The 16988-nt window shown below is 50.1% G+C and carries 9 protein-coding genes; 4 read left to right on the top strand and 5 right to left on the bottom strand.

The features are described 5' to 3' along the window. Positions 1-17 precede the first annotated feature (17 nt). Positions 18-2360 carry an ATP-dependent helicase gene (locus tag CI960_RS08395; protein WP_005857260.1) on the bottom strand — a complete coding sequence of 781 codons (2343 nt, stop codon included), beginning with the start codon at positions 2358-2360 and terminating at the stop codon, positions 18-20. A 129-nt stretch (positions 2361-2489) separates the two neighbouring features. On the opposite strand from CI960_RS08395, the gene CI960_RS23900 reads away from it, so the two are divergent. Further along, positions 2490-2720, top strand: a complete 231-nt coding sequence (locus CI960_RS23900) for a DUF6722 family protein (protein ID WP_005857263.1) — start codon at positions 2490-2492, stop codon at positions 2718-2720. 145 nt (positions 2721-2865) lie between these two features. Here the strand turns inward: CI960_RS23900 and CI960_RS08385 are convergent, their stop codons facing one another. Then, positions 2866-5085: an outer membrane beta-barrel family protein gene (locus CI960_RS08385; protein ID WP_005857266.1), complete on the bottom strand. Its 2220-nt coding sequence runs from the start codon at positions 5083-5085 to the stop codon at positions 2866-2868. A gap of 220 nt (positions 5086-5305) precedes the next feature. Between CI960_RS08385 and CI960_RS08380 the strand changes: the two genes are divergently transcribed. After that, positions 5306-6232 (top strand): helix-turn-helix domain-containing protein, encoded by a 927-nt coding sequence (locus CI960_RS08380; protein ID WP_005857267.1) that lies wholly within the window; start codon positions 5306-5308, stop codon positions 6230-6232. Between the two features lie 28 nt (positions 6233-6260). Here the strand turns inward: CI960_RS08380 and CI960_RS08375 are convergent, their stop codons facing one another. Then, positions 6261-6632, bottom strand: coding sequence for an RNA-binding protein (locus tag CI960_RS08375; protein WP_005857269.1), 372 nt, complete (start codon positions 6630-6632; stop codon positions 6261-6263). A gap of 212 nt (positions 6633-6844) precedes the next feature. Beyond that, positions 6845-12382 carry an alpha-2-macroglobulin gene (locus CI960_RS08370; RefSeq protein ID WP_005857271.1) on the bottom strand — a complete coding sequence of 1846 codons (5538 nt, stop codon included), beginning with the start codon at positions 12380-12382 and terminating at the stop codon, positions 6845-6847. A 154-nt stretch (positions 12383-12536) separates the two neighbouring features. Here CI960_RS08370 and CI960_RS23615 point away from each other — a divergent pair, with 154 nt between their 5' ends. Both CI960_RS23615 and pbpC read left to right on the top strand, forming a co-directional pair. Continuing rightward, entirely contained in the window at positions 12537-12974 is a 438-nt protein-coding gene (locus CI960_RS23615; protein WP_005857273.1) for a DUF6078 family protein, read from the top strand. Next, positions 12946-15492 carry a penicillin-binding protein 1C gene (gene pbpC / locus CI960_RS08360; RefSeq protein WP_094582323.1) on the top strand — a complete coding sequence of 849 codons (2547 nt, stop codon included), beginning with the start codon at positions 12946-12948 and terminating at the stop codon, positions 15490-15492. Before CI960_RS23615 ends, pbpC begins: the two co-directional genes overlap by 29 nt. A gap of 8 nt (positions 15493-15500) precedes the next feature. On the opposite strand, the gene CI960_RS08355 is transcribed toward pbpC, so the two are convergent. Next, positions 15501-16949: an alpha-amylase gene (locus tag CI960_RS08355; protein WP_005857277.1), complete on the bottom strand. Its 1449-nt coding sequence runs from the start codon at positions 16947-16949 to the stop codon at positions 15501-15503. Between the last annotated feature and the right edge of the window lie 39 nt (positions 16950-16988).

Genomic DNA, 16988 nt, shown 5'->3' with positions numbered 1-16988 from the left:
ATGCCATAAGCTAACCGTCAATCATTCAACATAGTAAGTTTAGCGAACTTCAAAAGTAACTGCTTTTGTCCGAAATGATCGAAGGCCACTGTAGCCTTCGCGTTACCACCCTCTCCTTCTATCGAGACAATCTCACCTTCCCCAAAACGATCATGGCGAACCTTGGAACCCACATGTAACCCCGATAGATCCGTGGCTGGAGCCGCCGAAAAGGACGATTCCATCGTGTTTTTTAGCTTCGTAAGATGCCCTTGACGCTGTGCCGCTTGCTTCACCGGCGACACGAAATCATCCTCAACCGCCCTTGGTTGCCGGAATGGAGAGGCAAAAGCCGGGCGCCCGTAGCGTTCACGGGCCGAGGCGAATGCATCTGAAGCGCCGGCATCCGAAGGCATATCCAGATACTTAGCGTCTATATCCTTCAAGAAACGGCTGGGCGTACACATATCCGTCTTCCCATTACGATAGCGGCTCTTCGCATAGCTCAATACGCAATTTTGCTCCGCACGGGTAATCGCCACGTAGAACAAACGACGCTCCTCCTCTACCGCTCTCGGGTTATCTTTCGACAGGGACGAGGGGAATAGGTCTTCCTCCAAGCCTACCACGAAAACATTCGTGAATTCCAATCCCTTGGCGGCATGTACGGTCATCATCGTGACCTTATCGGAGTTTTCCTCTTTATCGTTATCTTGATCGGTGAGCAAGGATACCTCCGCCAAGAAGTCGGACATGGCGACTTGCTCCATGCCCTCCTCACGCCGGATCTCGCAAAACTCAGCGATACCTTTCAGCAACTCCTGCAAGTTCTCTTGCTTGCTCACGCCCTCTACGGAACGGTCTTGAAACAGGTCGGAAACGATGCCGCTACGCTTCACCACCAAAGTAGCCAATTCCTCTGCGGAGAGTTTTTTATTCTCTTCAATGAAAACTTCAATCAAACTACGGAAATCGCTCAGTTTCTTAGCTGTACCGTTATTTATCGGTAGCGAATATTCCAAGGGGGCTTGAAGCACGGTCCACAGGCTTACCCCGTATTCGGTAGCGGCGCCGACAAGCTTACCTACCGTCGTGTCCCCGATTCCCCGGGTGGGATAATTGATGATTCGCTTCAAGGCCTCCTCGTCGTGCGGGTTCACGATCAGGCGGAAGTAAGAGATCACGTCCTTGATCTCTTTCCGCTGGTAAAAAGACAAACCGCCGTAAATCTTGTAAGGGATGCCCCGCTTTCGCAACGCCTCTTCCAAGATACGGGACTGGGCGTTGGTACGATACAAGATAGCGAAATCAGCATACGAGAATTTCCCTAATATCCCGTGCATCTCGTTGATTCGGGCGGCTACGGTGTAGCCCTCCTCATAATCGGAGTACGAGATGAAAACACTCACCTTGTTGCCCGCCTCCTTCTCGGAATAGACCGTTTTGGGTATCTGACGTGTATTCTTGTCGATCAAGCTATTGGCAGCGTTCACGATATTCTGGGTGGAACGGTAATTCCGTTCCAGCTTGAAGATACGGCAACCGGTATAAAGATTCTTGAATTGCAGGATATTATCTATATTAGCGCCTCGGAAGGAATAGATGCTCTGGGCGTCATCCCCTACCACGCAGATATGGCCGTGTCTCTCGCAAAGCCGTTGCACGATCAAGTGTTGGGCGAAGTTCGTATCTTGATACTCATCCACCAATACATACCGGAAGAAGTTCCGGTATTTCTCCAAGACGGCCGGATGATCCCGGAACAGGATATTGGTTTGCAGCAACAAGTCGTCGAAATCCATCGCTCCCGCTTGCAGGCAACGGCTCTGGTAACGTTTGTAGATTTCCCGAAGCAAGGGGACCTTGGCATTCATATCGCTTTCCACGAGCTCTTTATTTTGCTCGTAGGCCGTATAAGTTATCAAGGAGTTCTTCGCGTTGGAGATCCGGCTCTGCACCATTCCTAGGCGGTACACCTTATCGTCCAATTGCATTTCCTTGATGATGGATTTCAGTAAGCTCTTGGAATCAGTGGCGTCATAAATCGTGAAATTGGAAGGATAACCGATATGCTCCGCCTCGTTCCGTAAAATACGGGAGAAGATGGAATGGAACGTTCCCATCCATAGCCGACGGGCCGTTTGGTCACCGGTGATGGCCGCAATACGCTCTTTCATCTCCCGGGCCGCCTTATTGGTAAAGGTCAGCGCCAAGATACTATAGGGAGGCAATCCCAATTGCAATAAATAAGCGATCTTATAGGTCAGTACCCTTGTCTTACCGGAGCCAGCCCCGGCCACGACCAAGGATGGCCCCTCATTGTAAACCACCGCTTCCCGCTGGCTCTCATTCAGTTGATTCAAATACTCTTCCACATTCATCCGTTTTAGGGATACAAAATTAGGGAAAATAAGCGATTCCACATAAAAAAGTTGGGCAGGTCGCCGATAATATATACATTTGCCTACATATAATCAGTAGTATTAACCAAAACAAGAGACTATGGGGAAATGGGAAATTTTGAGAAAATAATTATTAAGAAAGAGCGGGACAAGATCAGGAGGGAGACTTTAGGGAAGTTCTTTTTTGATTTGGCTAAGTTGGTTTTCGCCGCTATAGTATTGGGAGAAATACTCCTTTTGCAAGAGAATGTTTTTGATAAGAGTTGTTGGGTCATGATAATGACAGGTCTTAGTGTCACCTATTCATTAGCTTGGTTAGGAAATAAAATTTTAAAATAAAAGAATATGATATTAAATCCATTAAGTGCCCTATTCTTAGTAGTAGGAGTTATTACAGGTTTATTTATCGCTTGGCTTTACACGAAGCCCGGCAAGAAATGGCTGGACGAGTTATGATACCGTAGGGAGCGGGCCTGTGCCCGCCCTACTTATCTAGGGCGTCCAACAGATCATCATTCCTTATGCTTCTCCCCGCCTTCTTCACGCTCGCTTTTAAATCACCGATCCGGTAGCTAATGGCGATGCCGAAACCACGACTAAACATACGCTCGGTCTGCCGGATATGAAAGTCCGGATATCGCTCGTTAATCTGTATCGTCTTATGATCTCCCAGAAAATCTTGCGCCCGCAGCGTACAAGTCAATTTATCCTTCAAGAAGCTCTTTACCACACTCAAGCCGTAAAAATAAAAGCCGTACGAGTCCATCCCCACATTCGGCTCGGAACGCACGTACCCACCCGACAGGACAAAACGCCACCCGTACTTAAACTTCTGCGAGAAATCGACAAAAGCAGAGCCACAAAAGCCGGAATTACGCACATCCGTATCGTAAACCTCATTCCCCTCCTGCGCCCGTAAATCCAGATAATGCAACATGCTGTTCAGCGACACGCTTGTCCGGGGCGAAGGATTATAGCTTAGATAAAGGTTTCCTCCCGCTGCTTTCACGTCCACGAGATTATCATACGTACTATTCACCACATTCGCCGAATCAATGAACAGATACTCATCAATCACCCCTTTTCCCAAGGTGCAGAGCACGGAAGCTTGCACATTCAATTTCGTTCCGTAATAACTGTATGACGCCGAAAGACGATGATGTTTCTCCGATACCAATCCCGGATTTCCATACGAGATAGAGGTCCCAGACACGAACACCGTAGGATTCAAATAGCTGATATTCGGGCGACGTAAACGTAAGTTGTAAGCCAAGCGAAACAAACTCCGGTCATCCAAGCGGAAAGCGGAGGTCCAAGAAGGAACCCAATCCGTTACACGATAATTAAAATCCTTGCCTTCGCCTTGTTTATAAGTCACGTCCTGCCAAGTATGTTCCATACGAATGCCGGGGTTCAAGCTCCATTTACCATACTTAAATCCATATCCCGCATAGGCGGAGCATATATTCTGCACATGCCGATATTCCACCAAAGGCTGTAAATCTGCGGGTAACCAGACACCCTCATCCAACTCCTTTACCTCCGAAGTAGCGTGGCTCGTACTGCTACGCCGAATCAGCTTCAAACCGCCCTCGATGGAATGCGTACTTGTAAAAGGATTCACGTAATCAAGCTGGGCCGTATGCTCATGGGTGCGGGCATGACTGATTTGCCGGGTATAATCGGCCTCCAGTTGGGGTAACGAGACATTACCCATCTTATCCTTATCGTAAAACACGCTATAGATATCGTTCGGGATATAATCATACTGATAGGAAAGCGTTAGCATCTCTTCCTTATTTCGTTTGAATAAACGCTGATAATCCGCTTTTAAGGAGGCGCTACCCCATTCGTTCTTTTTACTCATATCCTCGTTATAAGCATAGATTTCTTCCCCCTCTTTATCAAGCCTGCTATAATGGCTATTCCAAATAGAGTTGCTGTTTCCGATATTCAAGTTTCCGGACAAGGAGATTAAATTCAATGTATCGATCTCGAAACTGCCTTCCAGACTTCCATAATGAGCCGGATATTTCACGTCTACGTCCGAGAGCATCCGGAGCTTCGCACCGTCTTCCGACTGAGTACGGAGATAATCTGACTCGCTCTCGGATGACTGTTGGCTAAACGTATAATTTCCGGAAAGCGATAATCGGCCATATTTCAGCGTAGCGAAACCACCGACACTCTTAAATAAGTTCATCACCGTAGTGTTTATACTCGCGTTATATCCCTCGAACTCCGCTCCTTTCGTCACGATATTCAAGATTCCGCTGACACCCTCCGCATCGTAACGGGCACCGGGATCTGTTATCACCTCCACTTTCTTGATCATGCTGGCGGGGATACTACGCAAGACCTCCTTGGGATTATTGGAGAACATATTCGAGGGACGCCCATTCATATAAATCTTAAAACTGGATTGTCCGTTTACCTTCACGTTATCCTCGCCATCCACGGTCACTAGAGGGACTTTCCGCAACATCTCCAGCAGGGTATAGGTTCTGGAATCCGGGTCCTCGGCGATACTGTAAGTAGTCTTATCCGCCTCCGCCTTTATCAAGGGTTTCACGGCGACAATGTTTATCTCGGGTAAGTCCTCGTTCAAATACAATGAATCGGGAGAGACGAGTTGGGCGGTCAACGTCGAGTTCCAGTTTCCCACAAGCCCTATCAAGGTCATCATCATCAGAAATCTTTTCATATCTGCATCTTATTTGATTTGTTTTCGGGCAAAAGTAGAGGCAACAGACAACAACAACATAAATAATCGCCGGATAAGTAGCTGACATTTCCATGACATCCGGTCATTTAGCTGGATTTATGTCTATTTCATCCCGAATCCTATCGAAAAGGATACTTTCCTTCTATAATATTTAGTACCTTCGAACGTTCTTTTTATGTTAATTCTAATCTAGCGAATAATGAATACACGACTATCGGCCAATCTATCTGTTTTGGGTACCTCCTTAATGCTGATTCTCTCGTTCAGCTTCGGTTTCCATAGTTATACGGAAGCTAAGAAAACGATCGTGACAGACTTGAACCAAGCGTTGCAACAAACGATCCTGCAAAATTCCCACCAATGGATGAGCCAAGATTCCATACGCACCTATGCCAATCTATCCAAGCATTTCGGCAATCCGGTATCCATAGAAAGTTATAACAAGGACTTTTCCGACGCATTGAGTTATACGCCCGACAAGAAGAAAACGGGAATCGTGATCCACGTACTCAATAAAGATCCTCAAACCGAAAACGCTCCCGCTAATGCCAACAAGAAACTCAACGAATATTATATCGCCAGCGATACGATTATCTGGGCATCATCCATAGCGAACAGCCCCAATGCTACCACGGATCATATCGGGATCTCATTCCAAGGGTACGCCAATTGCTCCACCTTTGCGGTTATCGGGCTATCGGACAAATCTTTGCCCGGCCTATTCCTCGGGCTTGCCTTTTTATCCGCTACCCTGCCCTTATTGCTTAAACGTTATAGAAAGGAGTTGATAATGCCTCAGCCTATCCATCCGGGAAAGACCATCTCTTTCGGTAATTTGAACCTTTCTTGCGAGACCGCCTCCTTCTATAAGGAGAATGAGGAGAAACTAAAACTCACCCCTCAGCAATATGCCTTGATGGAGATGTTTTTCCTATCGCCTACGCATATCTTGAACCGCTCGGATATCTGCGAAAGTTTATGGCCGGGAAAGATCAACGCCGACGAGACCTTGAACACCTTGATCCGAAGGCTACGGCCTTTAGTGGAGGAAAACAGTAACCTAAAGATCACGACAGACCGTGGACGAGCCTATGTGCTTGAAATAAAAAAGAGCGACCATCTCTGATCGCTCTTTCCTTTTTATCTAGATAGAATTAATATCTTCCACCGTCCCGGTTAGAACCATAACCGCCACCTCTGTTAGAGCCATAGCCACCGCCTCTGTTGGAACCGTAGCCGCCACCTCTGTTGTTATTGAAACGACCACCTCTGTCGCCTCTATCCTCTCTAGGTCTGGCTTCTGTTATATTGATGACTTTGCCGTCATAACTTGCTTGGTTTAACTCCTCGATAGCCTTTTTAGCTAGCTCATCATCGCTCAGCTCAACGAAACCGAAGCCTCTTGAACGGCCAGTTTCTCTATCCATAATAACTTTTGCTGAAGTAATCTCACCGTAATCAGCAAATAACAGTCTTAAGTCCTCATCAGAGATGTTGTAACTTAGATTTGAAATGTAAAGATTCATTTTGTAAACTTTAATTAAATGGTTAATTGAGCTGAGTATGTCGACTAAAAAAGTTTACCTAACAAATCAAGTTGTGAGCAAATACTTTCTAATACTAACTTAAATCAATCTCAAATATGCTGCGAATGTAATGGTTTTATTCGAGCATACAACTATAAATCCAATAAATTTCGAAAAAATATAAGAGCGGGGTCTGCCCGCCCCCCACGAAATTAGAATACGGTAACTTCTTGTCCCGCGGTATTCGCACGGATTAAATAATCGTACATCGCCTCGCAATACACCGGAGGCAGGTAGAAACGGCCCGGGTAGACTGCGCAAAGATTAATCTTCACGGTCACTTGACTGCCTGCCGGCAGACGGTCTATATAACTATAAACACGGTCGTCACGAATATCCTGATAATTCACTCCGGCGCTCAAGCTGTCCGTAACGGACTCATTCAAGAAACGGGTATTCAGTATTTCCCATCCAGCAGGGAAGATCTCCGATAATACCAAATTATTATATCCCCGGGCCGAAGGGTTCTTTACCGTAACCACGGCGGAGAAATTCGTACCTTGCTCCAATTGGGCGACATTGACCGGACTTCCGTTCAAGTCCACATAGCTAACCGCCAATGAGACACCGTTCGCATACGCTTTTTCCTCTCCCTGCTCCGGTATTCCCTCGGTTATGATACGGGCGAAGAGCGTAGATTTACCCGTGTTCTTCAACTCGACGCTCGCCGAGGTCCCCGCCTTATCCAATAAGGTCTCAGACCATATATTCTTATCCGTTTTCACCTGTCCATCCTTTCCGCCACAAGCGTACGTGAAATCCATGGCCCCGTCTACCCGATATTTAGCTAGGTAGTCCGACAAGGCAACTAAAGCGAATGCCGTAGATTGTGTGCTCAACCAATCATCCGAAGAAAGTTGTTTGGACAATTCTTCCACCAAGGTAGCGGCCTCCTTGCCTTTATCCAACAAGCAAAGCGTCATTAACTGGATGGATTGATCCCGGACATCACTGCCGAACGTCTCGTCATACTCGGAATAACCGGAAGGAAGAGCCGTCGTCTTGCTGATCAGGTCTTGAGCGACATCCTCACGGCCGACCAAGGCATAGGCGGAAGCTAGCGACCAGCGACTCATGGAGGTCAAATCTTTCATCTCTTTCAAGCGGTTCATGGCACCCATCTCCGGCGACCCGGCCAAAGCCAATACATACAGGCGATAGGCTTGGGTAGCCTCTTCCGAATCTTTATAATAAGAGGTAACCGGCTTCCAATTACGGGCTACCCGGCGTAGATTATTCAATACGCTTTGTTTCATGGCCTCGGGAACCAAGTAACCTTTCTTCGAGGCTTCCAGCAAGAAATGAGTAGCATAAACCGTACCCCAGCCATTGCTGCTCGTTCCACCCGGCCAATAGGCGAAAGCCCCATCTACGGTCTGGTAAGAGCGCAGACGGCGGATCACCTCTTTCACGGCCTCCTCCGTGGATTTCGCCTGTTGCAGGGTCAAATCCGTAAACGAGGAGATATAAAGCTGTGGGAATCCTTTCGAGGTGATCTGTTCCAGACATCCGTGCGGATAACCCAACAAATAAGATAGACGTGAGGATACGTTCACGGGGGCGATATCCGACACTTCTAAGGTCAACTGGTTCGTACCCGTGGCACCCGGCATAGCGACCGTCTCTTTCCAAGACTTGCCGGCCTCCAAGGTAGCGGCGGTAACTTTCACTTGCGGGCGGCGTACCGTACGGATCTCCAGCTCCGTCTCATAAACAGATTTATCCCCTTTACCCGTAGCGGTTATCGTTACCTTCCCGATCCCCGGGTTCTTCTTCACCCGGATACGGAACAAGGCTTGCTGATCCCCTTTTCGCTCGAAGCTCAAGCTCCTCGTCGTCTCGCCGACCACTTCCATATTCGAACTGCAAGCGATAGATACATTCACGGCTCCTACGCCATCCTCGGTAGCGAATACCGTAGCGGGTACTACCATCTCCTCGCCCACGCCGATCACCCGGGGCAAGGTTCCCAGCAGTATTACGGGCTTACGTACCATCACGCTCTTATCGGCATGTCCATAAGCCTCCCCGTTTCCGGCTACCACCATGATCTTGACACGCCCGTTATAATTCGGCATCTGATAGGTATGCCGGGCGGTCTTCCCCTTCTTCAGCAAGAATGGGCCGTCAAATCGCACCACGGGCTTGAAACGGTTCACGATCGCTTTCGGGCCTTTGTTCAGCGCATCGTCGCCGCCGATACTGAACAATTGCTCGATACGGCCGCCATAAGCGCCAACCACGTAGTTATACAAATCCCATGTATTCACGCCCAACGCTTCCCGGGCGTTAAACGCCTTCCAAGGCTCCGGCGTACGGAAACGGGTCAAGTCCAGCAAGCCCTCATCCACGATCGCCAGCGTGTAAGCCATCTCCTTTCCATTCTTCTCGGAGACGGATATGGTATAAGAGGCATCCGGTTTCAACTCGGCGGGAGATTGGATAACCGGGGTCAGATGGCTCTCCGGAGAAGTTACCGTGAACGGGACCACGCCATACAAGCGGATCGGCAAATCGTTCTTCGTAATGCCATGAGGCTGCAATAAGGTGATATAGACGTAAGCGTTCGGCTGCATATCTTTCGTCACATCCAGCCTCACGGTCGTTTGTTTATCCTCGCACGTATGTTCCGTCAAGGAAAGGACACGCACGCCGTTCTCTATACTGATAATCGCACGGCTTCCTTTCGTAGAGGGGAAGGTGACTACCATCTTCTCGCCGGGCGTATAACTATCCTTATCGGTCTTGAAACTAAGCATCGTGGCGGACTCGCTGCCATCGGTGTTACGTCGGCCCTCGTTATAAGGCCAGTCGAAATAACTCATCACTCCCGTAGAGTGCTTGCTCTCCTTATCTTTCACGGAGATGAAATACGTTCCCCACTCCTTATCCGGGAAAGAGAGCTGGAACGTACCCCGGCCGTCCCCATCCGTACGGACGGCAAATGTCTTTACCGGCTTATTGTAGGAATCCGATACGTAATTGGCCAGACCGCTACTGTTGGAGTCCCACCACCAATGCCAATAGACCTTATATACTTTCACATCTAATTCCGTATTCGCTTGCGGTTTCCCTAAATAATCAACAGAAGCGACCTCGTAGGTGTAATTGGTTCCGGTATTTAGTTGTTCCTTATCTTTCTGCGGAGACTTGATACCGGCATACCGGCGATAAGGCGAGTAAAGCATCCGATCCGCGTCGATACTGAAATCGCCGGATTCCTCATAGACCCGGGTCACTAGGTTTGCCAGCAACATTCCGGGAGCGGTAGAACCCAGCTCGAAGCGGGCTTGTACCGTGGCATCGCCCCGCTCATTGGTAACACCGGAGATCAGCTTGCTCTCTTCCGTATTAAATACACGGGAAGGATCGTCGAAATAGAACCCCTTATACCCCTCGAAGGTAGTCGGGGTGGCGATAAAGGTACCTTGTATATCATATTTCAAGTTACGGGCAATAGCTCCTTGCAGCCATTCCACATGCAGGCGGGCATCCATAGGTTCACCACGCAACAAGGTCTTCTCCGGCATGGATAAGGCGATCTTCAGGCGGTTCGGCTTGATGGACTCGATGCGTAAGCGCTTCGAGAAAGAGACCCCACCCACTTGCGCCTTCACATTCCACGCACCCGTGGGGGCATCCGCCTCGGTAACGAAATCGAAGACATAAAGCCCCAGCTCGCCACGGGTCTGTGTCTTACGGGCATACATTTGCCCTAACGGGTTGTACAGCTCCATCACCACCGGATGCTCTGCCGGCAATTGCTTCGCCCGGTCGTTCAGCATAAAGCCCAGATGCAACGTGTCACCCGGACGCCATACGCCCCGCTCGCCATAGATAAAGCCCTTGATCCCTTTCTGGACTACCTCGCCCGATACATCGAACGAGCTGAGCGAGAGAGCCGATCCGTTATCCACCCGCAGATAGGAACGTTGGGTTCCCTGTGAGGCGATCAGGTAGAACGGACGTCCCGAGGAGAGATCCAGCCGTACCTGTCCCTTGTCATCGGTCGTGCCCGAGGCCAACGCTTGGTGTTGGTAATTATAGGCGGTAACCGTAACTCCTCGCTCCGGCTCCGTATTCTGTATATTATGCACCAACACGGTCATATCATTATCCTGCCCCAGCATGGCGACCAGTCCTAAATTAGTAGCCAAGACATTCTTTCCCTCCACCTTATTAAAATAATAACTGTCCGAGCAAGGATCATCCCGTTTCTCCCAATTATAATCAGACCAATCATATTGGCGATAATAGTAATACCCTCCCTCGTCAAAACGGGCGGACTCTTCCTTGAAACGGATCTCATCCGAGGCCAAGATCTGTTCCTTCGAGAGGACCACCGTATCATTCCCGCAAGGATAAACAGACAAAGGCCGGTCAAACGAAAGCTCCAGACGGTAGATAGCGCCCGGTTCCGGCTCGATCAACCGCTTTAAATCGACCGCGAACGTATTCCACCGGGACAGGTCAAGACCCTCCTCATCCAAGAAGATCGTCTTACGGGCGATCAAGCGCCCGACACGCATTAACTCCCCGGACTCATCCAAGTTGTTCGATTGCAGGAACTGACCGATATTCTGCTCCAATATTTTGATAACGCTCACCGTAACCCCTCGCAAATAAATCGCTTGGAAAGGAACGGATAATTGCGTGGATTGCGGGATGATCACTCCTTTCCCGATAAAACGGACGTTAGGTTTCTGCTCGTTGGCTACCACTTGACGCACGACGGCCTCTTTTAGGTTCAAGCCGCTCTTACTGCGGATGCCTTGGTTCAGATGGATGTTCATCGCACCCTTCTCTCGCAAGTCGGCGTCCGGATATAGGCGTAGCTTGTTGCCATCCACGTTTACGGTCTCCGAGGTATTTCCGGCGATAAAAGCCAAGCCTCTCATATCTTGGGCCGAGTCCAATAATTTCGTGAAAGCGACCTCCACGTAGCATTCCGGCTCAGATACATATACCACGTCGTATACAGAGAAATCATTCTGATCCGGAATGTTCACCGTCACTACATCGGCCTTTTCCACGCCTAGTTTATTCGAAGAGACGGAAAGCCTAAGTGTCCGTTCCCCCTCCATCCCGGCGGGAACATTGGTCAAGGTTACCTCATGTTTCTTCCCATCCGGGCTGTGTTGCCAAGTAGCGTCTACCTTCTCCGAGAAATCCACCAACGACTCCACGGTCCCCGGAGATTCCTTATCCGGCGTGAAAAGCACGGCTGTCAGATCGTACCCATTCTCGTTTTTCTTGTTGATATCCATCGACTCCAGATTCCCCCGAAGAGCTAAAGGGAGCGTGGTAAAACCAAAAGCGAACCGCTTATCCTTACCTTCCGCCTCAAACCATTCGGACAAATCGGCGTTCACCTGATAAGAGGTGTTTCGCTCAAAGCCTTTCTCCGGCTTGAATACCAACGTCCGGTTATTCTCGAAAGCCCATCGTCCCGGCACATCGGGCTTGAGGCGCACGAGTTTCCCCAATCGGTCCGCCTTTAACCGCTCCGCCGGGATCTCTTGATTAAAGATCAAGTAAACGGGAGAATACCGGGAAATCTTCCCGGTAGTGAACGCCTCTACATTCGGATTATAAGGAGGGAGATCTTGATCCGCAGGGCTTGTCGTATGACAACTTGTCAAGAGAGACAAGAGACAAAGCACGCAGAATAAACCGATAGACCGTATCATACACATGAATGTTTAAATGGTTAATCCACAAATGTACATAAATTATACCAAGATGCAATGATCTATCCGTATATCTCCTTTTTAAACAATCACTTCTCGAATATATTCGCTATATTTGCGTTCAATGAAACATCTAAGATTGTAAAACAAGATCATGCCCAAGAAACTACACAAGGAAATCCCCATCGACTACGCCGTCTGCCAGCAACAAGATTGCCCTCGGGCCGAGAAGTGTCTGCACCAGATCGCCTACCGGCCGCTCATCGAACAACCGGCAACCGTATTACGGCTGCTGAACCCCACCCTCTGTACCCGGGATGGGGCTTGCCCCTACTTCCGAGACTCCGCTCCCGTCACCTACGCACGGGGTTTCACCGGAATGCAGAGCCGGATGTTCCCGGCGCAATACCAGCAATTCATGTCGATACTCATGTCCCATTTCGGACGTAACCCCTACTTCGAGCGGCGAAGGGGCGAATTTCCACTCTCACCTAAAGAGCAAAGGATCGTGCTAAACGCCTTGCGAAGGGTCGGAGTGACGGAAGAGCTAAGGTTCGATCATTATGAGGAGAGTGTCAATTGGTATGATTGAGGCAGTACTCCTTATAAAGTACCGCAATACTCAGCCGGACAGTACCGCAGTACTTCGTAAGGAGTACCGCAGTACTTTGCGCACAGTACTACAGTACTTCCTACGGAGTACTGGCAGATGCCTCAGCCATCTATCCAAGTCGCTATTACCGAGGCCGGGACGAGTGCCATGGCGCCTCCTCGCATCCCTCTTGGGGATCGGCGTGGCGGCGTGGTGTGTCATGTATGGCATCGTGCCCCGGCAATTATTTCCCGCCCCCTGCTCTACCTTATTATATTCGGCCGAGGGCGAGCTTTTAGGCGCACGTATCGCACCGGACGGGCAATGGCGTTTCCCGGCGGCGGATAGCTTGCCTGATAAATTCGTGGATTGCTTGCTCACGTATGAGGATAAACGGTTCTTTTACCATCCCGGTATAGACCCCGCCGCCATCTTCCGGGCGATCCGCTTGAACGGGAAAGCGGGGCGTGTGGTGAGCGGAGGAAGTACCTTGACCATGCAATTGGCACGCATAGCGAGAGGGAACCAAGACCGGACCTTCTACGAGAAAACGATCGAGATGTGCTGGGCGCTCTTTCTAGAAACCACCTATAGCAAACAAGAGATACTGAACCTCTATGCCTCGCACGCTCCCTTCGGGGGAAACGTGATCGGGCTGGAGACCGCCGCATGGCGTTATTTCGGGCGAAGCGCCTCCGAGCTATCGTGGGCCGAGAGCGCTACGCTGGCCGTCCTTCCCAACTCCCCCGCCTTGATCCACCCCGGGAGAAACCGGAAACAACTGAAGGAGAAGCGGGATCGCTTATTGGCTTCCCTTCAAAAGAAAGGTATATTGGAAGAGACTGAATACGAGCTGGCCTGCATGGAGCCACTTCCCGAAGCCCCTCTCCCTTTACCTAATGATGCCCCGCATCTGTTGGAAAGACTGGCCGCAGAACAACCGGGGCAACGCATCCAAACCTCCGTCCGCCAAGCCCTGCAACGACAGACACAGGCCCTCGTAAACCGTTATGCCCGTGAATACAGTTCCAACCATATCTATAATCTGGCGGCGATCGTAGCGGACGTGGAGACCGGGGAGGTATTGGCCTACGCCGGAAACGCTACCTATCCGGCCGACGAGCGGCGGGGGAACCAAGTGGACATCATTACCTCGCCCCGCAGCACGGGAAGCATCCTCAAGCCCTTCCTGTATGCCGGTATGCTGCACGACGGGCTGTTGCTCCCCTCTATGCTGGTATCGGACGTGCCCTTGAATATAAATGGCTTCTCCCCCCATAATTACAACAAGACATTCTACGGGGCGGTACCGGCCCATGTAGCCATAGAGCGCTCCTTGAACGTGCCCTTGGTGCGTATGCTCTCCCAGTATAATACCGGACGCTTTATGTCTTTGCTGAAATCGTGGGGAATGACTACCTTACGTTTCTCCGAGGAACATTACGGGGCTTCCTTGATCTTGGGAGGGGCCGAGGGAACCTTATGGGATCTTTCCGGCATGTATGCCTCCATGTCTCGTGTGCTTAAACATTACCGTATTTACAACGGACGCTATAATCCGGCGGATATCCATCCGCTGACTCCCTTTCCTGCGGAGAGGAAGGAACCCATCCGTTCCCTTACCGATAGCCGGCTCACCGATAAGGCGCTCCTTTCCTCCGCGGCCCTGTGGTACACGTTCGAGGCGATGTCCGCCCTGAACCGTCCCGAGGAAGAGGCCGACTGGCAACAATTCGAGTCGATGAAACGGATCGCGTGGAAGACCGGGACGAGTTACGGGGGACGAGACGCTTGGGCGATCGGCACGACTCCCCGCTACGTCGTCGGCGTATGGGCCGGTAACGCTTCCGGCGAGGGCCGTCCAGGACTTACGGGTGTCGGCAACGCCGCCCCGGTCCTTTTCGATCTCTTTTCCCTATTGCCCGGTAGCGAATGGTTCGACCTGCCCTACGATGAGACGCTTCCCCTGGCGATCTGCCGGAACAGCGGACATAAAGCCTCGCCCTACTGCGAGCAAACGGACACCTTATACATGCCGCTGTCCGGCAATAACACGGGGGTCTGCCCCTACCATAAGCTCGTACATCTATCGGCGGACGGACGGTACAGGGTCAATAGTTCCTGCGAGTCTGTCGACCGGATGATCAGCCGCCCGTGGTTCGTGCTTCCTCCCGCGCAGGAGTATTACTACCGCAACTATCACATCGATTATATCCCGCTCCCTCCGGTAAAACCCGGCTGCGGGCAAGACCAGAACCGCCAGATCGAACTGATCTATCCCGAGCATAACGCCATTCTCTACCTTCCGAAAGGCTTCTCCGGAAAGTCCGAGAAATTTATCTTCAAGGCCGCCCACGCCCGCCGTGACGCTACGATTTACTGGCATCTGGACGAAAGCTATCTGGGAGAGACCACCGATAATCACCAGATCAGTTGCTCCGTGAGCCAAGGAAAACATCTCCTTACCCTCATCGACAACGAGGGGAACCAGAAGAAAATACAATTCGAGGTCAAGTAAAGCATCCGTTAAGCCTTGACCTTGACCCAAACAGCCAATTTGCCTCCCTTGACAAGGAAACGGCCTTTCCCTTCCTCATCAATCGCCACGGTATCTTTTACCGAGCCTGTGATCTCATGCCATACCTCGCCTTTCCGGTTCTCCCCCACAGACATTGTTTTCTCTCCATCTTCCCCGTTCGAGATAACCAACGCCAAGCCCGAATCAGCATGTCCCGAATCTCCCAAGCGTACGAAGCCAATCGTGTTCGGATGATCAAAATAATCCACCTCTTCCCCGTACGCATATTCTTTCCGGGCACGCAATAGCATATCCAATACCTTACGATGGGGAGATTTCTTTCCTTTTACGCCATAATAATCCCCATAAAAGATACACGGATACCCTTTCTTCATCAACAGGATCAAACCGTAGGCGGAAGGTTTGAACCAATCCTTTACCTGCGACTCCAAAGAACTGTTTTTCTGGGAATCATGGTTATCCACGAAGGTGACGGCTTGATCCGGGCATATCTCGACCAAGGTCCCTTTTAATAGATCGCGTAAATCATAGTCACGACCTTTCTCGGAAGCCTCATTCAAGTTATAATGTAAGGCTACGTCAAACAAATCCACGTTATATTCTACTTGCGACAGGTAAGCCTCCAACGATTCGGTATCGTTTTTCCAATATTCCCCGACAGCGTAGAAACCCTCTCCCCGATCCGCTCTCACCGCCTCCAGAAAATGCTTGATAAACTGGTCGTTCATATGCTTGATCGCATCAAGGCGCATACCGTCCAAGTTTAGTTCGTTCGATACCCAGATCCCCCAGTCCTGCATCTCACGCACGACTTCAGGGTTATCGAAATCCAGATCGGCGAACATGAGATAGTCGTAATTTCCATTCTCATCATCGACTCCCTCACTCCAATGTTTTCCCTCTCCCAGAATCTGGAATATACCTTCCTTCTTGCGGGACACATCATAGTCCGTCCCGGAGAAATGAAACCAATGCCATTTAAAATTAGAATACATATTGCCACGCCCCGGGAAGTCGAAGCCGGTCCATCCCTCTATCTCATGGGGTTCGCTGGTAGCGTTTTCCCGTTGCCCAGGATCTACCTCTTGCGCCATAAACCACTCGGTATAATCGGCTCCCGCCTTATGGTTCATCACGGCATCCAGATATACGCCAATCTGGTTCCGGTGAAGTTCCTCGATCATTTCTTGAAGTTCCTGTTTAGTTCCATACTTGGTGCGTATGGTCCCTTTTTGGTCGAACTCCCCCAAATCATATAGATCATAGGTTCCATACCCCTCGTCCGCTTGCTCATGGCCTTTGTAAGCGGGTGGGATCCATACGGCGCTGATCCCGATCTCATGTAAATGCGAGGCGTCATCCTTCAGCCGTTTCCACAGCATTCCATCGTTCGGCAGATTCCATTCGAAATACTGCATCATTACTCCATTTTCCATATGTTTCTTCTATTTGTTGATAAAACAACACTTCCCAAG

Origin of the sequence: Parabacteroides sp. CT06, assembly GCF_002257605.1 — a bacterium.
GTDB lineage: Bacteria > Bacteroidota > Bacteroidia > Bacteroidales > Tannerellaceae > Parabacteroides > Parabacteroides distasonis.
This window is presented reverse-complemented; position numbering and strand designations above follow the sequence as displayed.

Excerpts from the sequence above, each read along its gene's own strand:
- CI960_RS08395 (WP_005857260.1), bottom strand. The coding sequence starts at position 2,360 with ATGAATGTGGAAGAGTATTTGAATCAACTGAATGAGAGCCAGCGGGAA.
- CI960_RS23900 (WP_005857263.1), top strand. The coding sequence starts at position 2,490 with ATGGGAAATTTTGAGAAAATAATTATTAAGAAAGAGCGGGACAAGATC.
- CI960_RS08385 (WP_005857266.1), bottom strand. The coding sequence starts at position 5,085 with ATGAAAAGATTTCTGATGATGATGACCTTGATAGGGCTTGTGGGAAAC.
- CI960_RS08380 (WP_005857267.1), top strand. The coding sequence starts at position 5,306 with ATGAATACACGACTATCGGCCAATCTATCTGTTTTGGGTACCTCCTTA.
- CI960_RS08375 (WP_005857269.1), bottom strand. The coding sequence starts at position 6,632 with ATGAATCTTTACATTTCAAATCTAAGTTACAACATCTCTGATGAGGAC.
- CI960_RS08370 (WP_005857271.1), bottom strand. The coding sequence starts at position 12,382 with ATGATACGGTCTATCGGTTTATTCTGCGTGCTTTGTCTCTTGTCTCTC.
- CI960_RS23615 (WP_005857273.1), top strand. The coding sequence starts at position 12,537 with ATGCCCAAGAAACTACACAAGGAAATCCCCATCGACTACGCCGTCTGC.
- pbpC (WP_094582323.1), top strand. The coding sequence starts at position 12,946 with ATGAGGAGAGTGTCAATTGGTATGATTGAGGCAGTACTCCTTATAAAG.
- CI960_RS08355 (WP_005857277.1), bottom strand. The coding sequence starts at position 16,949 with ATGGAAAATGGAGTAATGATGCAGTATTTCGAATGGAATCTGCCGAAC.